Origin of the sequence: Rhodoferax sp. (assembly GCF_018063565.1) — a bacterium.
Classification (GTDB): domain Bacteria; phylum Pseudomonadota; class Gammaproteobacteria; order Burkholderiales; family Burkholderiaceae_C; genus Rhodoferax.
The window spans coordinates 1-17,610 of record NZ_JAGPBB010000076.1 but is presented as its reverse complement, the minus strand read 5'-3'; the positions used below and the strand labels follow the sequence as shown (position 1 = coordinate 17,610).

The following is a 17,610-nucleotide window of genomic DNA, read 5'->3' as shown; positions in this document are numbered from 1 at the left end:
AGCGTCAGAAATACGGTGTTTTTAAGGACATCGCCTCATGTTGATCAATTCAGCTTGCTGCGAGCAACGCTCAGATTAAGGCCTGACCGAATTATTGTCGGTGAAGTCAGAGATAAATCGGCTTTAGCCTTGCTCAAGGCATGGAATACAGGCCATCCCGGCGGGATTGGCACGGTTCATGCCAATTCGACTGGCGCAGCCTTGATCCGTATTGGTCAGCTCATTCAGGAAGCAGGTGTGCCAGCTGCGCCTGAATTAATCAGTGAGGCAGTCAATATCGTCGTGTCGATTCATCGAAATTCTACAGGTCGAATTATTGATGAAGTTGCCGAAGTCACTCATTGGTCAAGTGCCGTCGGCTTCGAACTGAGGCAGCTTGGGTAAATTCAACTGCAAAGTGAGTTCTCCCAATATCTACTTTATATCCAGCGGATATTCACCTCTTTGACACCACATACTCGTTTCATGTCTACACCCATACTCATGTCCAGACTCATACCCTATGAAACCCAACCAGAATTCTGATATTCATATTTTGACGGTCTTTTTTCATAAAACATATGGGCGAGCGATGTTAGCTTGCGAGTTCGTGATTGTCAGCCTCTTACAATTTGAGGTGCTGGTGGGTCATGCTTATGGCCAGTCAGCGTGTCTTGTGGTTGGCATGGTGTTGGTCAAGTTGGCACACCTCGCCACACTCAAAGGGATCGGCCGGGCTGCTCAGATGGAGAAAGCCAGCCAACAAAAATACAGGGCTGAAGATGCTCACCGTCAAAAAATCAACGGCGTTTTGCGCCGAGCCGCAGCCGCCCGGGTTTGGGCTCAGACATCGGGTGTTTGGTCTGCCATAAAAGCCATCCTTGCAGCTGAACTGCAAGTGCGCTCCATCGTCAAATCGGTCCTGTGCGCTGTGACCGAAACGCTCACACCGAGGCTTTTTCCGTGCCCGCCAATTGCCCGCGCGTAAGCACTGGCGGGTTATCGATCCCGTTCGCTGGCTGCGTGGGCGCGCGAAACCTCCATCCGTTCTCGCAGGGATCAACTCTCAAAGTTGATCAATATGCAAAGTTTGGAACTTTTGACTGCCGAAGATGTGGCAGTCATTCTCAAGATTAGTGGTTCATCCGTTTGGAACTGGCATTACGGACGCAAAAAATCGCCCGTTGGCTTCCCTCCCCCAGTCAAGATTGGTGCATCGGTCCGCTGGCGATCATCCGACATCGAATTGTTCATTGCGGGTTTGCCGCCGTCGACCACCGGACGGATCCCCATGCCTGGACTGCCGCAAGCGGCGCCAAGTGCGTTGATGCTGGTCAAGCCGGTGCGTGGCCGAGGTCGGCCGCGCAAGAACCAGACTGGCGCGTCAGGTTAATGCGTCCAAAACGGACTTTTGAAGAAAACCTGGCGCTGGCCAAAGCCCGTGGGCAACCCGCTGGGTCACTACGGGCGAGGTTCGCGCACCTGCCCGGTGACCTCCAGCTGCCACTGTGGGCGGAAGTCTGCCGGGGGGTGCCCAATAGCATTCTGAGATCTGCCCTTTTTGGACTGGTGCGCCATGGACAGCGGTCTTTCCAACAGCGTGTGGAAAAAGCCAGCGTGGATGGCATCAAGATCATTCACACTGGACCGCAACTCGATCAAGCCGATCTGGATGTTTGGGAACAAGCCCTGCAGTTGGCCAGAACGGGCGGTCTGGGGTGCAGGATTCAGTTCACAGCGTCACAATTCTTGAAGAGCATCGGGCGCAGCAGCGGCAAAAGCCAGCATGAGTGGTTGAAAGGCGCGTTTGCACGGTTAGCGGCCAGCGTGGTGGAAATCAAGGATGGCCGCCGGACCTACTTCGGATCGCTTCTGAGCCATGGCGGCCGGGATGATCAGACTGGCCGCTACGTGATAGAGATGAATCCAAAAATTGTCGAGCTTTATGGGTTGGATGGTTGGTCGAGTGTGGAATTTGGTCAACGCATGGCGCTCAAGAGGCGCCCCTTGGCCCAGTGGTTGCATGGGTATTACAGCTCCCATGCCAGACCCTTTCCGGTGAAGGTGGTAACGCTTCAGCGGCTGTGTGGCAGCCATAACCACGCGCTCAAGGGATTCCGGCAGGACCTGAGGGAGGCCCTGGACAGACTGGTTGATGTCACCCACTGGACCTGGGAAATCGATGTTTCAGACTTGGTGCACCTGTCCAAACTGCCAACGGCGAGTCAGTCAAGGCACCTGCTCAAGCGCAAGCGTTCCGGCGAATCGCATTGAGTCCCCGCATTAACTTTCATGGTCTGCATCAACCTGCAGATCATGAAACTTTTCTCCCGTCAATTCAAGTCACTGCGACCCAGTGGATCAGCTGTAAGCCTGGCACCCTGGCAGTCGGGCGGCCACCCTTGAACGACAGTAAAAGTTATCCACAGGGCACGGCATGGCAGGTACCGCTGACCACGGCATTGCAGATACCGACACGGCATAGCGCATACCAAATCACGGCATTGCAGGTACCAAAGCACGGCATTGCAGATACCGAGAATGATCAAAAGTGACAAATTTTACTAATCAATTCAATAGGTTACGAAAGTACCAAAAAGTTGCTAATCTGTCTTTAATCTTCTTTAATCTGTCGACGCTCACAACCACGGCATCGGTTCAGGATGCAAACAAGGCAGGCACCCTGACCTCTTGCTGCGCCACCTCAGCGCAAACCGGCTTTTTTTCTCACTTGCACGCCAGCGGTATCAAGCACCAGCCAAACAGGCCGGTGTCTTTTTGCAACTGGAGTAGATCGTGCATATTCAAACAACCAAGCTCGCCCAGTCCCTGGACAAGCTGACCACACCGGTCATCTCGGGCCTGGCTGCCCTGTCCACTGAGCTGGCCTATGCTGGTCCCGCCCTGCCCTGGGACGGCCCCATCACCACCGTGGTCAACAATCTGACTGGCCCGGTGGCCACCGGCATTTCGACCGTGGCCTTTCTGGCAGCGGGTGCTGCCCTGATTTTTGGCGGAGACGATTTGGGTGGGATTGCAAAGAAGCTGCTGTACGTGGTGCTCGGTGTGGCGTTGATCGTCTTTGGTGCCAACTTCCTGAGCATGATCGGCCTGGTCAACAGCGGTGCACTCATCTGACATTGCCGCTCTGACAGCCCATCATGGTTCATCAAAGTTCAGAGAACAACAGCCACTTTTCTGTGCCGCTGCACCAATCCCTTCTCAGGCCAATGCTGCTCTTGGGCGCTGAGCGCGAACTGATCCTGGCACTGGGCATCGTGGCCGGGGTGTTCATTGTGTCTTTGTTTCAACTCTGGGCCGCTATTTTTGGCCTGGTCTTGTGGGCTGTTGGCGCCTGGGTGTTGACGCGTGCGGCGAGTTTCGATCCCCTACTCTCCAAGACCTTCGGGCGCAGTTTGCGTTACCGCACGCTCTACAAGAGCGCGGCGACCCCGTTTGCCTCGCCTCGCAGATATGGGGGCTGAGCATGATCTTGAATGAATTTCGCAGCCATGCACAGGGCTTGCCAGATCTGCTGCCCTGGGCAGCGCTGATCGATAACGGCGTGGTGCTCACAAAATCGGGCGGATTGCTGGCAGGTTTTGAATACCGTGGTCCGGATCTGGACAGTGCCACCAAAGAAGAGTTGGCGGCCGTATCAGCGCGCATCAACGCCGCCCTGGCACTCGATGACGGCTGGAGCCTGCATGTGGATGCCGTGCGTCGTCAATCCCCTGGGTACCCATTGGATGGCGCGTTTCCAGACCGCACCACCCGGCTGCTGGACGATTGCCGCCGCCTCGCACATGAAGGCGAATGGGCCGGGTTTCAAAGTGACTACAAGCTGGTCATGTGCTGGCATCCCGACCCGGATGCTGCAGCCAAAACGGAGATGCTGTTTGTCGATGGCGCACAAAAGGCCGGTGTTGCTCAGCGCAGTCTGATCCGATTCAAAACCATGCTGACCGAAATCGAAGCACGGCTGGCCAGTACGCTCAAGATTCGTCGCCTGCAAGACACGGTCGACCCCGAAACCGGGGTGGTAAGAAGTCCACTTCTGGCGCATCTGGCGGCCTGTGTCGCGCTGGAGCCCCGCTCCAGTTTCGCCATGGGCACGGTGCCCATGTATCTGGACTCGGTGCTAGGTCAACACGACTTCGTCACCGGCTTTGAGCCACAGATTGACGGCAAAACAGCCATTTGCATTGCCGTGACAGGCTTTCCTGGATCCAGCTTTCCTGGCATCCTGGACTTCCTGTCACGCCTGCCTGTTGAATACCGCTGGTCAAATCGGTTTATCTTCATGCCGGTGCGTGAGGCGGAAAAGGAGCTGGGCAAGTACCGCTCCAAGTGGGCGCAAAAGCGACTGTCCCTGATGAACTTGATGCGCTCAAGCCAGGGTGGCGATATCACGCACGTGAATGCGGATGCGGATGAGATGGCCACCGATGCGGTTGCCGCCATGGCCGAGGCCAGCAGCGGCCTGGTGCGTTTTGGCTACTACACCAGCGTCGTCTTGCTCTCCAGCAGCCAGGTGCAGCCATTGCGAGAGGCAGCTCAGTTTGTCATCAAAACGATTGCCAATGCCGGCTTCTCTGCACGGGTCGAATCCGTCAATGCGGTGGAGGCCTATTTGGGCAGCATGCCCGGCAACCTGTTTGCCAATGTACGCCGCCCGCTGGTCAACACCTTGAATCTGGCGCACTTGCTGCCCCTGACAGCGATTTGGGCTGGACCGGATGTCCACCCGTGTCCTTTTTATCCGGAGCAATCAGCACCCTTGCTGCAGGCCAAGACCGATGGCGCCACACCTTACCGGCTTTGTCTGCACGCGGGCGATCTGGGTCATACCGCCATCATTGGTCCAACAGGCTCGGGCAAGTCCACCCTGCTGGCCACGCTGGTGGCGCAACATTTCCGCTATCCGGGTGCGCAAGCCTTTGTTTTTGACAAGGGCTATTCCATGTTTCCCCTGGTGGCGGCTGCCGGTGGCCAGCATTACGACATCGCAGGCGAAGCTGACCACATCACCTTTTGCCCGCTGGGTCAGATTGACGATGACGGTGAGCGCAACTGGGCGGCTGAGTGGCTGGAAATCCTGGCCGAATTGCAGGGCGTGGCCATGTCGCCGGAATTGCGCAAGGAGCTTTTTCGGGCAGTCAACCAGTTGGCGGCATCAACGGACAGCGCACAGCAGCGCACGCTGTCCAACTTTCTGCTGACCTTGCAGGACAACCGGCTGCGTGAAGCGCTGGAGTACTACTCGCTGCGCGGCGTTGCGGGTCGGTTGCTGGATGCCGAAAGTGACGGCATTCAGAGCGACATCTTCCAGGTGTTTGAGCTGGAGCACCTGATGTCGCGCGGCGAGAAGATTGTTTTGCCGGTCCTGGCTTACCTGTTTCACCGACTTGAACAGCGTTTTGAGGGGCAACCGACCTTGTTGGTGCTGGATGAAGCCTGGGTCATGCTGGAACACACCGCCTTCAGAGCCAAGCTGCGCGAGTGGCTCAAGGTGCTGCGCAAATCGAATGTGTCGGTCATCTTTGCCACCCAATCCCTGAGCGATTTGTCGCACAGTGGCATCGACGATGTGATTTTTGAGTCTTGCCCTTCAAAAATCCTGTTGCCCAGTCCACAAGCCCAAACCGAAGCCTTAAGCGGCCTGTACCAGGCGATTGGACTCAACCGGCGGCAAATCCGGATCGTCAGTAATGCCGTGCCAAAGCGCCAGTATTACCACCTGCACCCGGACGGCTCACGCGTCTTTGAGCTGGGACTGACGCCGCCGGAAATGGCCTTTGTTGGGGCAAGTGGACGTGAGGATTTGGCGCGGATTCGGCATCTGCAAAAGCTGGATGCGCGCGGCTGGCCATCGGCCTGGCTGCGTGAGCGCGGGCAGTTCGATGCCGCGCGTTTGTGGGAGTCCTATTGACTGTGACAGGTCAGCACCAGAGCGCCTGGCCCGACGCTCTCACAGAACTCCCCCTGTGTCACCACGGTTTTACAGGTTGTTTGACCGTGGGAGGGCCATTTTCACAAGATGCCCATCGCCAACTTGCGAGCGACCGGTATGGGGCAACCGAATTCAAAAAAGGACATCCCCATGAAGCTTCATAAGCCGATGACCAGCGCTTCAATGGCGGTGGCCCTGGTTTTGGCGTCTATGCCCGCAGCGCATGCCGGTGGCGGCGGATTCGTGGGCGCAATGGAGTCGACACAGTTGATGAACAACGCTGAACTGGTCAGTATTTATGCCAACAACATCGAACAGCTACAGCAGCAAATCCAGATGTACCTGAACATGTACCAAAACACGCTGGGCATTCCGATCCAGGCCTGGAACAGCATCGTCAGCAGGTTGAATTCGCTGGTCAGCACGATTCAGAACACCCAAGGGATTGTGAATGCAACCGTGAATGCCATCTCCAACATGCAAACCACCTTTGGCAATGGCCATTTGCTGGCGAACCACCAGCAAAACCTGGTGGACTGGAGCAAAGGCCTCAACAACCAGATCGGCGCGGCATTGCAGCAACTGGGCTTGAACGCGAACAACTTTTCGACGACGCAAAGTGCCTTGCAGCAAATTCAGCTCGCATCACAGTCTGCAGCTGGCCGCCTGCAGGCAATTCAGGCTGGCAATCAAATCGCCGGCATCCTGGTCAATGAAACCCAGGCGTTGCACGGCACCATCATTGCGGCCGAACAAGCACGGCTCAATGCCATAGCCAAGCAGGAAAACGAGAAGTACCAGGACGAGCTCCTGTACCGCAACTTCTTTCGCAACCACTCCGGCCAATACTGAGCGGCGTGCTGGCGATGCGTGCAACGCTTTTCCTGCTGCTGTTTGGTCTCGCGCCATTGGCGCATGCTGCTGGCATGATGGACACGCTGGTCAGTCAGGTTCAAAGTGCCTCCGGTGGCTGGATGTCGACGGCGCTGGGCTATGCCACCAACTTGTTCTTTGGCTTGGCGGCGCTTGAATTCGCCTGGTCATCCATTCAGCTCACCCTCAAAAAATCTGAACTTTCCGAGATCATGGTCGGGACCTTGTTCAAGGTCATGTCGCTTTCGTTTTTTGCCATGGTCCTGATCAAGGCACCCGAGTGGATTCCCGCCATCATCAATTCCTTCAAGGTCGCGGGCGCCGGTGTGGGCGGCAGTTCTGTCTTGTCGCCATCTGCCGTGTTTGACCAGGGCTTGCAAGTGGCCGCCAGTCTGATGCAGTTTTCGAACGACGCAGCTCCAAGCACCGGCAGCATGATCATCAACACCTTGACCAACTCTGGTCAGGGCCTTGGCAAGTTCATGTTGAGCGCCATCATTGTGGGCGTGGCCTCGGTGTTCATCATCCTTGGCTACGGCCTGATTGCCGTTCAACTGCTGATCACGCTGGTCGAGTCGTATTTGATCATTGGCGGTGGTGCCTTGATGCTGGGGTTTTCTGGCTCGCGATGGACGCACAATTTGTCCGAGAAATACTTTGGCTATGCGATCTCCGTCGGCGTCAAGCTGTTCACGATCTACTTGATCATCGGCTTTGGTGACAGCTTCACCCAGGCGCTGAAAGACACCATTGCGGCAGCGTACGCAGCGCACCCTGAAGGTCCGAGTTTTGGTGACTATTTGGGTGTGGGGGGAGCGTCGCTGTTCTATGGCGTGACCGGCTACATGGCACCGGGCCTGGCGGGATCAATGCTCAATGGCACGGTGGCGATGTCGCTGCAAAGCGCTGGCACGGCCGCTGGCATGGTGGGTGGTACGCCGGTGGCGGCGGCATTGGCCAGCAGTGCTGCAGGTACGCGTGCTTTGGGGCTTGCAGGTGGTGCCATCGGTGCATTGCTGCCAGTTCAAAGAGCTGCCGGAGCCATTGGTGGCACATCGGCGGGCGCTGGCTTCGCAGGTGGCATCAGTGGTTCGGTCGGCGCGGTTAACCCAGTCAGTCCCGTCAACCCAGTCAGTCCTAGCCATTCCTTTTCGTCTGCTTCTGCACCAAGCAAGCCCGGGCGTGCGAGCAGTGCCAGCATTACCAGCAGTACAAATAGCGAAGGCACTCCTAGGGCGTCTTCAATGGTGTCTTCGGGTTTACCTGACTTATCCATTGCAGCGATCCCGACCCGCCCCTCTGACGGGACTCGTGCGCCTGATGCAGTCCCTGGTTCTCCTGGCGCGACACCCAGCTCGTCTGAACGTCAAAGAGGCGGACCCAGCATGAACGCAAGTCATGCAAGCAACGCAAGCCGTCCAACTATGGGGCAAGCCCAAGCCCCCGGTTTTGTTAATCCACGTTTTGATCCGTCTGCCATGCAAGGGAGTGGCGCCAAGCAAAGCACGAATGAAACCGGCGGCACCTCAGCTGATACTTTTGAGGCACGGTCGTTCCAACAACGCTTTGAGGCCGACTACACAACCAAACCCGCCGGTATGGCAGATAAGTTCAACAGCTTTTCGAAGCGGCTGCAACACGCAGCCGATCGCCGGAAACCGCATTGGGTCAATGATGGCCATCTGGGTCACGCGCCAGGCTTGCGCATGGGGCTCGACGCTTGAGGCAGCGCCATGGATGCATTGCACCAAGCGGAGAACTACCTCGTTGCCCGAGGTTGCGATATCCATAAGATCAAAGACCATTTGATCGAATTTCGTCTGCCCGGTGAAACCAGTCGAACGCCCGGTGGGCGGCTTTCCCTGGCACGAGACGGCACTTTGACGATGTGGCATCGCTACGCAGAAAAAGGGCTGGCAGCAGGCCTGCCCTGGCTTGCCGCTGGCGAAATCCCGCTTGGAGACAAATCGACCCCGGCGCTTCGGGCGCATGTCGACCAGCTGACAGTGCACCCAGAGCTGACGCCACTGGCCAAAGTGCCCAAATTTTCGTTTATACCCGGGCTACAGCGTTCGTATGACCCCGAACAAGTGTGGCGGGCGGCCGACGCTTCTCTGCAGTCGGCGGGGTTGATGCCAACACGCTTGCACGGGCGCTATCACGATGGCACAGATCAGAAGCCCGTCTACAAGCTGCTGGTGTCCAAAGATGGCCTTGCAACCGCTTTTTCATTCCGGGGTGACATTGATCTGCCTGCGCCATGGCGGCAAGGCAGACCAACCCGTGATGGCAGGAAAGCCATGTTCGTGACAGGAGGCGACCTGGGGCTGGATGGCGATCTTGCACCACCTCGGTCCTCAAAGGCTTCACCGCGCTTGGCAACAGCATCTGAAAGTCATCCGGTCGATCTGGACCTGTGTCGAGACACCCTCCATGCATGGACAGCTGCTGAAACACCGCCCGCTGATCATCGGCACCTTGTCAAAGCTCATGCCGATCTGGACGGCTCGGATTTGCGGGTGTATCCCAGAGATCATAGATTTGCCGACACGATGCTGGCGCCCATGTTTCGCCCTGATCCGCTGGGCATGCCGGGCATGGTGGAGTTGTGCGGTGTGCAACACCTGATGCCCAAAGTTACTTTCGACACTGACAAGATCATGGCCAAAGGCTCGCGAACGATCGGCGCATTTGTGACTTTTCCCGCTCCTGATTCATTAATGCGAGCAATTACCGGCGATTCGCTGGCTCCATTTCAAGAGTGGCTGGCAGTCGCAGACAAAAACAAGCCCCTCGTGATCTGCGAAGGGGTGGCAACAGGACTTGCGATTCAACAAAGTGGTGCGGGCAACACACTTTGCGCCTTATCGTCTAACAATGTGATGGCGGTCGCCAAATGGGTCAAGGAAACCGGCCTGTCGGACGTGTTTCCAAGTGTCGTCATTGCAACCGATCACGACATTGGTCGTGATGCTGTGGGAAGACTCAAATCGAATGCCATCCCGCGTGCCTTGAAGGCTGCCAAGGTAACTGGATTTGCTTTGGCAATTCCGCCCGAGACCAGTCCGGTTGGCACCGATGCGCGGGATTTGCTCGGTCAGGGCGGTCCGCAGACAGTACGTGACTTCATCGCGAGCGCTGCGTCAGCTGCGGAAGCGGAGAATGCGAGGGCCGACATTTTTCTGCCTGTCAAAAGAATTCAACTGGCCGCTGAGCCTGAACTCGAACGGTGAAACCAGACACCAACAGACCGTTCGGTGAATAGGTGGGTGTTCAGGTCACAAGCCGCTTGGTTTGCTGGGCATTTGTCGGTTGATGGTGAGTAAGAAATGATATGAAACATAGGTTATTATTCTTTTTATCCAATGTTTTGTATCAGTGAATCCCAATAATCAACCATCCCAGCGCAATCGTGCTTTGTCCCATCTGCAGGCCGCGGGTATGTCGCGACTGAGTGAATTGACGGCAAAGGGTATTACTGCAGCGACGGTGTCGCGCCTTGAGCGAGAGGGCGCTATCGTTCGCCTTGCTCGAGGGCTGTATCAGTTGGCAGACGCGCCTCTCGATGCAAATCACACTCTTGCCGAGGCCTCCAAACTTGTTCCCAAGGGGGTCATCTGTCTGACGTCGTCCCTGGCGTTCCACGATTTGACTGACCAGATTCCTGCCCAGGTCTGGATGGCTATTGGTTCCAAAGACTGGCACCCCACCTTTGCATATCCGCCGGTGCGTTTCGCTCGGTTTTCAGGGCAACGCCTGCTACAGGGTGTTGAAAGCCACGTGATTGATGGGGTATCGGTGCCGATCTTCGGTGTGTCTAAAACCATTGCCGACTTGTTTCGGTATCGGCAGACCGTGGGCATCAACGTGGCGCTGGAAGGACTGCGCGAGGCACTCAGACAAAAAAAGGCTTCGCCCGCCGACATAGCGAGAGAGGCAGTTGACGCCAAAGTCTGGAAAATCATGGCGCCGTACATGAGTGCGTTGACATCCCATGGCTGAGCCCAAGAAACCGCGAGATGTCGGCACTTCGGTGCGGGCGCGCCTGCTGACGCTGGCACGCCAGAAGGGGCAGTCCTTTGAGCTTTTGCTGACGCGCTATGCCAATGAGCGACTTCTGCATCGGCTCAGCTTATCGCCCCATCGCGATCGCTTCGTACTCAAGGGTGCGATGTTGATGACGACTTGGTTCGATGATCCTCACCGTCCGACACGCGACGTGGATTTTCTGGGTTACGGCGATTCGGCTCCGGATGCGATGCTCGTCACGTTTCGTGAGATTTGCGCCATTGAGGTCAACGACGGAATGATGTTCGACATCGATGCGCTGCGCGTGGAGTTGATCCGCGAAGAACTTGAGTATGGTGGCTTGCGTCTTCGCACAACCGGGGGGCTCGCCGGTGCGCGTATGACCGTCATCATTGACATCGGCTTTGGCGACGCCATTGAGCCCGGCCTTGACGAGGTCGATCTGCCGGTCCTGCTCGATCTGCCGCAGCCCAGGCTGCGCGTCTATGCCCGCGAGACGGTGATTGCCGAAAAATTTCAGGCCATGGTCATGCTCGGATTGGCCAACAGCCGTATGAAGGACTTCTATGACGTGTGGATTCTGAGTCGGAGCTATGCATTTGAGGATGACCGCCTGCCTCGGGCCATCGCAGCGACGTTTGAACGGCGTGACACAGCCATTCCGCTTGAGGCGCCCATGGCATTGACGCAGGCTTTTGCATTGGACTCAGGCAAGCAGCGACAGTGGGCTGCCTTCGTTCGCGATTTGGCCATCAACATCCCGGCTCTTGAGGCGGTGGTGACAGACCTCGCCGAATTTTTGATACCCAACGCGCAACGTGCAAGAGAGCGGTTTTAGCTTGATCTGCTTGGTCCCCGAAATTGCCGCAATTGCTGCAATTCTTTTGCCCCTCAAAGGATAGCTTTCTCGTCGTTTGGCACGGCGCGGCTTGCCAGAGCGATCGACGTCCAATTTGTGTTGCTTGCGCCAGATCGGTATCTGGCAACAGCACTCAAAAAGGACGCCTGAATGTCAGAACAAAATCCCTACCTCAACGCCCGCCGGGAGTGGGATGAGCGCTACGGTGGATTGATCTCACGCGCGCGCAATTGGCAACTGATGGCTGCTGGCTCCTTGGCGGTCGCGGTGGTGGCTGTGATAGGAATTGCGTTTGTCGGATCCCAATCCAAGATCCAGCCGTTTGTGGTGGTCACCGACCAACTCGGCTCGCCAGTTGCTGTCGCCCGTCCAGCACCGGTAGCCAGGGCTGACTTTGACAAGCGGCTGATGGTGGCCCAACTTGCGGCCTTCATCAAGGATGTGCGCTCCATGCTGCCCGATGCGGTTGCCCAGCAGGTCACGCTCAACCGGGTGTACGCCATGGCGGGACGCGATGTGGCTGCCTTCTTGAATGAGTTTTTCAAAGACAACTCGCCTTTCTCCGTCGATGGCTCGGTCACCCGCGTCGAGGTTTCCTCTGTCATTCCCCAAGGCGGTGAAACCTACCAGGTGTCGTGGGTGGAAACCAAAGCCAGGCCCGGTGCGACGGCTGTGGCACAGCACTGGAAAGCCGTCCTCACGGTCGGGATTGACGCCAAGCTGGCAGAAAACCCCAAGGTCGCGCTCTGGAACCCGTTTGGCATCTACGTCAAATCCATCTCCTGGGCCAAAGAAGTTCTGTAAAGGCCGTCATCATGAAAAAACACTTCACCCCCCTCAACACCCTCATCACCCTGGCCGCACTCACCTTGGCTGGCGGCGCATTCGCACAGTCAACCGATGCCGCCTCAGCAGCCAAGCCGCCCGCCACCGCTCAAAACCCAGCAGTTGAAGCCATCACCTTGCAGCCCACCCCGGCCAAGCAACAGGTCACGGCATCGCCAGACGTGTTGGCGCCCTCCCCCATGCTGCCAACAGCCAAAGCCCAGGTCAAAAAACTTTCTGCCGCCGAGGCTGCCAAATTGGCTGCAGTGCAACGCTGGGAACAAACGGGTGTGACCGAGGCCTTGGTCGGTGCCGGTGGCGTTGTCGAATACCCCTATGGCTATTCACGTCCCACGATCACATGTGCGCCTTTGCACGTCTGCTCGATTGCACTGCAAGCAGGTGAAGCTGTCACCAGCGTGTCGATAGGCGACACGGTGCGATGGCTGTTGCAAACTGCCACGGCTGGATCGAAGCCGGTGATGATGGTCAAACCGACACAGGCAGGCCTGTCAACCAATCTGGTGGTGACCACAGACAAAGGCCGTATCTATTACATGCACCTAGTGTCGAGTAAATCCGAGTATGTCCCGATGGTGAGCTGGTATGACCCGTCTGCCATGACCCGCGATTTGAGTGCCCAGGCGCAAGCGTCAGCTCGGCAGCAAGCGGAACTTGAGGCATCGATGGCTGCTACCAAGATGGCCGCCGAACAAGCCAAAGCCCAACGGATCGTGGCCGACCAGTCGGTCGGCAAGCTTGATCCGACAACGCTGGATTTTGGCTACACCTGCAATGGTGAAGCAGCATTCAAGCCGACTCGTGTTTTTGCCAATGACACGCACACGTTTATTCAGATGCCACCCGGTACATCGTCCAGCGATGCACCGGCAGTGTTCAATGTCTCCAATAATGAGACCGAGTTGCTGAATTCCCGGCTGGTGAATGGCTACTACATCGTCGATGGCAAGCCTGCGAAACTCAGTCTGGTGCTGGGGGTCGGTGACAAGGCCCAAACCGTTCAGTGCCAAAAATCACAACCCGACAGTTTGTTTCGCTGGGGTGGCCAATGAAATTCAGATTCGGCAAAAAGTCCCAGGCGGACGATGCTGCAGACATTGAGGTGGCGGCAATTGATGGCCCGGGGCAGCCGCTAGAGCTTCAGCCACCGCCGCCTGGGACCAAGCGACTGTCCAAAAAGGGCCAGTTTCTGCTTTTAGGCGGCGCCTCCACGGTGGCATCGGCCATCCTGATTGGGGTGATGATCAGCGGCAAGCGTGGTGGTGATGCTGAGTCACAAAATCAGCTGACCGCCAGCGACGCCCCAGGCCAAACGGCCCCGTACAAAGAAAACGTGGAGGACATCCAGCGCAGGGCAACGGTTGCCGCGGCAGCAATTGGACATCAAGTCACCCTTCAAACGGCTGATGGTCAGCAAATCGGTCCTTTGGCCAGCCGCTCATCCAATGCCGCTGGGACCTCTGGCGGCACCGGAACTGCCAATGGTGGTGCCTCACCGCCCTCGCCCGCTGAGGCCCATCGGTTGTGGCTGCAAAAACGCAAGTATGAGCGTCTTCAGGGCCAAATCATGGCGTCTGACTCGGCCGAGACGGCAGACATCAGCAAAGGTGGTGCTGCGCTGGCCGCCAGATCGGGTGCAGGCGGCATCATGGACGCGCGTGCTGATGTTGAAGACTTGGACGGCGGTGTGAATCAAAAGCTTTCAGCCGCCCATGGGCGGGCTGCGAGTGCTCGTGCGACTGCCACTGCCAATGCGATGCGCATGGCGAATTTGCCAGCCAGTCTGACAGCCACCAGCAGTAGTTCAGGCAATTCACCTGCCACTCTGGCTGGTGGCGGTTCCGCTGCCCTTGACCCTGCCGTGGCGGTCCAAGCGCGCAACAAGGCCTTCATGAAGGAAGCGGCTGACAGTGGCTACCTGCCAGAATGGCTCAAACCCAAGCTGGGCGAATTTGAGTTGACGGCGGGCTCCATCATCCCTGCCGTGATGCTGTCAGGCATCAATTCTGATCTGCCTGGCACCATCGTTGCGCAGACCCGTCAAACGGTCTATGCCACCCACGACCCTGACACGGTGGTCATTCCACAGGGTTCGCGTCTGGTTGGCAGGTACTCGGCCGATGTTGCCTTTGGTCAATCACGGGTGCTGGCGGCTTGGGATGAACTGATCTTGCCCAATGGTTCGCGGATTTCCTTGCGCGGCATGTCTGCGGCTGACGGTCAAGGTCAATCCGGCATGGAGGATCAGGTGAATAACCACTTCTGGAAAACCTGGTCATCGGCGCTGTTGGTGTCGTTTTTGGGTGTTGCTGCGCAACAGTCGCAACCGCATAACCAGGGTGCATTCAATACACCCTCCGGCTCGGCTCAAGCCTCGGCTGCGGCCATGAATTCCTTGAGCGACGTGAGCTCGAAGATTTTGCAAAAGAGCTTGAACATTTCACCCACGCTGCAAGTTCGACCCGGCATGGCATTCAACGTCATGGTCAACCGCTCAATCATTTTGCCGACCTATCGATGATCATGGCACGGGGCTGTGACTCAAACTCCGCGTCGTTTGGCAGATGCCGATCCGCTCACAACACCATGCGAAAAACAGCTTGTTACCAGTGTCAGCTTATGACCCGTCAACAGGCACACAACATCTGAAGTCCAGTGACCGCAGCACCTTTGATACCTGTCGTTCATTGCAGAATATTGAACGTGAACTTCGTGCCCGTACCCGACTTTCGATTGAGCAAACTGGACGCCCATTAGCAGCCATCGAGTTGCCGTTAAGCCCGTTTCACAAAGGACTCAAACTCATCCAGCGCCAGCGGCTTGCTGAACAGATATCCCTGGTAGCTCAGGCACCCTAGTTGTGCAAGCATATCTCGCTGTTCCTGGGTTTCTACACCTTCAGCAATCACGTTCAGGCCCATGCTATCTGCCAGAGCCACCACCATCTTGGCAATCGCCGCGTCGTTGGGGTCGTCCAGAATGTCCCGCACAAAGCCTTGGTCGATTTTGAGCTGGTCCAGCGGCAGGCGCTTGAGGTACGAGAGGGACGAATATCCGGTGCCGAAGTCGTCCAGCGAAAAGCCTATGCCCACGTCCTTCAGGACATTCATCTTGGCGATGACGTCCTCCACATTGGCCACCAGCAGGCTTTCGGTCAGCTCCAGTTTGAGCAGCAGGGGGTTGGCACCCGTGCGCCCCAGGGTCTGGAGCACATGGTCTGCATAGTTGCGGTCCAGAAATTCGCGGGCACTCACGTTGACCGACAGCGTGAGGTGCGCCATGCGGGGCTCAGAGGCCCAGCGCTGTAGCTGGGTGCAGGCGGTATCCAGCACCCAACGGCCCAGCGGCAAAACCACATCGGTCTCTTCGGCCAGCGGGATAAAAGCGGCAGGTGGCATCATTCCGTGCTGCGGGTGAATCCAGCGTACCAGTACTTCGGCCCCCACGGTATTTCCAAACGCATTGACCTGCGCCTGGTAGTGCACGGCGAGCTGTTGCGCCTGCACGGCTTCGCGCAGTGCGTCTTCCATTTCGGCCCGCGCTGCCACGGCGACCTGGGTCTTCGGGTCGAAAAAGCGCAGCGTGTTGCGCCCCGCAGCTTTGGCCTGGTACATTGCCACATCGGCGCGTTTGAGCGGCTCTTCAATGGCCTCTGCATGTTCGCCCAGCACCGTGATGCCAATGCTGGGAGAGCTGTGGTGCGTGTAGCCTGCGATCTCGTAGGGTTGGTTGAGTACGACCACAATTTTTTCACCTACAGCTTCGGCCTGGCTGGCCGCTTCCAGGGTGCTCTCGCTTAGATCTTCAAGCAGCACCACAAACTCGTCTCCGCCCAGTCGGGCCACGGTATCCACCTCGCGGACGCAGCTGCGCAGTCGGGCCGCGACCTGCTCCAGCAGCAGGTCGCCTTTGTCGTGACCTAGCGTGTCGTTGAGGATTTTGAAATGGTCCAGGTCTACAAACAGAAGCGCGCCGAGCTTGCGCTGGCCATGGCTTGGCCAAGGCGGTCCATCAGCAGGCGCCGGTTGGGTAGGCCGGTGAGCGGGTCGTAAAACGCCAGTCTGCGGATTTCGTCTTCGGTGGCCTTGCGTGCAGTTATGTCGGTCATGGACACCACGTAGTGTGTGACCAGGCCTTCGGTGTTGGTAACCGTGCTGATGATCAACCACACTGGGAAGATGCTGCCGTCTTTGCCACGATCCCAGGTTTCGCCCTGCCAGGTGCCGCGGGTGCGCAAGTCCTTGTTGAGCGTCACATAAAACGCTTCGTCCGAGTGCGCCGATGCCAACAGGTCCGCCGGGCGGCGCAGTAGCCGGTGATGTCGGTAAAGGCTTGGTTGACGCGCAGGATGCGCCAGTCCGAATCGGACACGTACATGCCTTGCTGCGACTCAAATGCAATGGCGGCCACGCGCAACTCTGCCTCGGCGGCTTTGCGTTCGGTGATGTCTTCTGCCGAAGACAAGGTGCCAATGGGCAGACCATCGTTATCGCGCAGCAGCGCGTTGTTCCAGGACAGGATGTGAACCTCTCCTGCAGCATTCACGATCGCGTTTTCATATTGGATATGGGCCTCTGCTTCGCCGCGCATGAAGGATCCATAAACATGGCGCATGTGCCCCCGATTTTTGGCGGGAACGAAGGTGTCGAACCAGTCCATACCGATCAGTGTCGACTCCTGGTAACCCAGCAGCTTGGCACCTGCTGCGTTGACCATGGCAATGCAGCCATCTGCATCCAGCGCAATCAGCATGACCCGAGCAATGTCAAGGTAGCACTGCGCCCGGTCGCGCTCGCCGGCCAGCTCCAGCGTGCGCTCCAGAACGGCCGACTCCAGCGTCAAGTGCCCCTGCTCGATGTTGCCCGCCATGTCGTTAAACGCCTGCGCGAGGGTCAGGATTTCACGTGATTCATTGGGCGGCAGGAGTGCCCGGGCAGACAAATCACCTTTACCGATCTGGCGCGCGGTGCGCGCCAATGCACGCATAGGCAGGGTCAGCCGATAGGCGGCCAGTGCAATCACGCACAGTGCCAGCACGGTCATGAGTAGGCCCGCCAGCATCAAGGTATTG

At 57.5% G+C, this 17,610-nt stretch carries 18 protein-coding genes; 15 read left to right on the top strand and 3 right to left on the bottom strand.

The features are described 5' to 3' along the window. The 15 genes from KBF66_RS15180 to KBF66_RS15110 form a co-directional block, all read left to right on the top strand. A partial coding sequence (locus KBF66_RS15180) for an ATPase, T2SS/T4P/T4SS family (RefSeq protein ID WP_296658883.1) occupies positions 1–384 on the top strand: 384 nt, incomplete at its 5' end. Between the two features lie 118 nt (positions 385–502). Then, complete coding sequence (locus KBF66_RS15175) at positions 503–967, top strand: hypothetical protein (RefSeq protein WP_296658878.1); 465 nt, start codon at positions 503–505, stop codon at positions 965–967. A gap of 93 nt (positions 968–1,060) precedes the next feature. Further along, positions 1,061–1,372, top strand: coding sequence for a helix-turn-helix domain-containing protein (locus KBF66_RS15170; protein WP_296658873.1), 312 nt, complete (start codon positions 1,061–1,063; stop codon positions 1,370–1,372). Beyond that, the gene (trfA, locus tag KBF66_RS15165) at positions 1,372–2,253 is read left to right on the top strand and encodes a plasmid replication initiator TrfA (protein WP_296658868.1); all 882 of its coding nucleotides are present in this window, start codon (positions 1,372–1,374) and stop codon (positions 2,251–2,253) included. Before KBF66_RS15170 ends, trfA begins: the two co-directional genes overlap by 1 nt. Positions 2,254–2,775: 522 nt before the next feature. Beyond that, a complete protein-coding gene (locus KBF66_RS15160) occupies positions 2,776–3,117 on the top strand; it encodes a TrbC/VirB2 family protein (protein ID WP_296658863.1) in 342 nt (113 codons plus the stop codon). A 23-nt stretch (positions 3,118–3,140) separates the two neighbouring features. Beyond that, the gene (gene trbD / locus KBF66_RS15155; protein WP_296658859.1) at positions 3,141–3,464 is read left to right on the top strand and encodes a conjugal transfer protein TrbD; all 324 of its coding nucleotides are present in this window, start codon (positions 3,141–3,143) and stop codon (positions 3,462–3,464) included. 2 nt (positions 3,465–3,466) lie between these two features. Continuing rightward, positions 3,467–5,911: a DUF87 domain-containing protein gene (locus KBF66_RS15150; protein WP_296658855.1), complete on the top strand. Its 2,445-nt coding sequence runs from the start codon at positions 3,467–3,469 to the stop codon at positions 5,909–5,911. Between the two features lie 171 nt (positions 5,912–6,082). Continuing rightward, positions 6,083–6,784, top strand: a complete 702-nt coding sequence (gene trbJ / locus KBF66_RS15145; RefSeq protein WP_296658850.1) for a P-type conjugative transfer protein TrbJ — start codon at positions 6,083–6,085, stop codon at positions 6,782–6,784. Between the two features lie 14 nt (positions 6,785–6,798). Beyond that, positions 6,799–8,529: a P-type conjugative transfer protein TrbL gene (gene trbL, locus KBF66_RS15140; RefSeq protein WP_296658847.1), complete on the top strand. Its 1,731-nt coding sequence runs from the start codon at positions 6,799–6,801 to the stop codon at positions 8,527–8,529. Positions 8,530–8,538: 9 nt separating this feature from the next. Then, positions 8,539–10,038, top strand: a complete 1,500-nt coding sequence (locus tag KBF66_RS15135; protein WP_296658845.1) for a toprim domain-containing protein — start codon at positions 8,539–8,541, stop codon at positions 10,036–10,038. A gap of 184 nt (positions 10,039–10,222) precedes the next feature. Further along, positions 10,223–10,807 carry a type IV toxin-antitoxin system AbiEi family antitoxin domain-containing protein gene (locus KBF66_RS15130; RefSeq protein ID WP_296658841.1) on the top strand — a complete coding sequence of 195 codons (585 nt, stop codon included), beginning with the start codon at positions 10,223–10,225 and terminating at the stop codon, positions 10,805–10,807. Beyond that, complete coding sequence (locus tag KBF66_RS15125) at positions 10,800–11,672, top strand: nucleotidyl transferase AbiEii/AbiGii toxin family protein (protein ID WP_296658837.1); 873 nt, start codon at positions 10,800–10,802, stop codon at positions 11,670–11,672. Before KBF66_RS15130 ends, KBF66_RS15125 begins: the two co-directional genes overlap by 8 nt. 171 nt (positions 11,673–11,843) lie before the next feature. Next, positions 11,844–12,497 (top strand): type IV secretion system protein, encoded by a 654-nt coding sequence (locus tag KBF66_RS15120; RefSeq protein ID WP_296658833.1) that lies wholly within the window; start codon positions 11,844–11,846, stop codon positions 12,495–12,497. An 11-nt stretch (positions 12,498–12,508) separates the two neighbouring features. Beyond that, the gene (locus tag KBF66_RS15115; protein ID WP_296658828.1) at positions 12,509–13,591 is read left to right on the top strand and encodes a TrbG/VirB9 family P-type conjugative transfer protein; all 1,083 of its coding nucleotides are present in this window, start codon (positions 12,509–12,511) and stop codon (positions 13,589–13,591) included. Beyond that, complete coding sequence (locus KBF66_RS15110) at positions 13,588–15,060, top strand: TrbI/VirB10 family protein (RefSeq protein ID WP_296658826.1); 1,473 nt, start codon at positions 13,588–13,590, stop codon at positions 15,058–15,060. Before KBF66_RS15115 ends, KBF66_RS15110 begins: the two co-directional genes overlap by 4 nt. 253 nt (positions 15,061–15,313) lie before the next feature. Here the strand turns inward: KBF66_RS15110 and KBF66_RS15105 are convergent, their stop codons facing one another. From KBF66_RS15105 to KBF66_RS15095, 3 genes are all read right to left on the bottom strand, one after another. Next, positions 15,314–16,477, bottom strand: coding sequence for a bifunctional diguanylate cyclase/phosphodiesterase (locus KBF66_RS15105; RefSeq protein ID WP_296658887.1), 1,164 nt, complete (start codon positions 16,475–16,477; stop codon positions 15,314–15,316). Between the two features lie 17 nt (positions 16,478–16,494). Continuing rightward, a complete protein-coding gene (locus KBF66_RS15100; RefSeq protein ID WP_296658822.1) occupies positions 16,495–16,827 on the bottom strand; it encodes a sensor domain-containing diguanylate cyclase in 333 nt (110 codons plus the stop codon). Continuing rightward, a partial coding sequence (locus KBF66_RS15095) for a PAS domain S-box protein (RefSeq protein WP_296658817.1) occupies positions 16,791–17,610 on the bottom strand: 820 nt, incomplete at its 5' end. The genes KBF66_RS15100 and KBF66_RS15095, both read right to left, overlap by 37 nt.

What these genes read in the sequence shown, in the direction of transcription:
- trbL (WP_296658847.1), top strand. Translation starts at nt 6,799, where the DNA reads ATGCGTGCAACGCTTTTCCTGCTGCTGTTTGGTCTCGCGCCATTGGCG.
- trfA (WP_296658868.1), top strand. Translation starts at nt 1,372, where the DNA reads ATGCGTCCAAAACGGACTTTTGAAGAAAACCTGGCGCTGGCCAAAGCC.
- KBF66_RS15150 (WP_296658855.1), top strand. Translation starts at nt 3,467, where the DNA reads ATGATCTTGAATGAATTTCGCAGCCATGCACAGGGCTTGCCAGATCTG.
- KBF66_RS15135 (WP_296658845.1), top strand. Translation starts at nt 8,539, where the DNA reads ATGGATGCATTGCACCAAGCGGAGAACTACCTCGTTGCCCGAGGTTGC.
- KBF66_RS15175 (WP_296658878.1), top strand. Translation starts at nt 503, where the DNA reads ATGAAACCCAACCAGAATTCTGATATTCATATTTTGACGGTCTTTTTT.
- KBF66_RS15170 (WP_296658873.1), top strand. Translation starts at nt 1,061, where the DNA reads ATGCAAAGTTTGGAACTTTTGACTGCCGAAGATGTGGCAGTCATTCTC.
- KBF66_RS15110 (WP_296658826.1), top strand. Translation starts at nt 13,588, where the DNA reads ATGAAATTCAGATTCGGCAAAAAGTCCCAGGCGGACGATGCTGCAGAC.
- KBF66_RS15115 (WP_296658828.1), top strand. Translation starts at nt 12,509, where the DNA reads ATGAAAAAACACTTCACCCCCCTCAACACCCTCATCACCCTGGCCGCA.
- KBF66_RS15125 (WP_296658837.1), top strand. Translation starts at nt 10,800, where the DNA reads ATGGCTGAGCCCAAGAAACCGCGAGATGTCGGCACTTCGGTGCGGGCG.
- trbJ (WP_296658850.1), top strand. Translation starts at nt 6,083, where the DNA reads ATGAAGCTTCATAAGCCGATGACCAGCGCTTCAATGGCGGTGGCCCTG.
- KBF66_RS15120 (WP_296658833.1), top strand. Translation starts at nt 11,844, where the DNA reads ATGTCAGAACAAAATCCCTACCTCAACGCCCGCCGGGAGTGGGATGAG.
- trbD (WP_296658859.1), top strand. Translation starts at nt 3,141, where the DNA reads ATGGTTCATCAAAGTTCAGAGAACAACAGCCACTTTTCTGTGCCGCTG.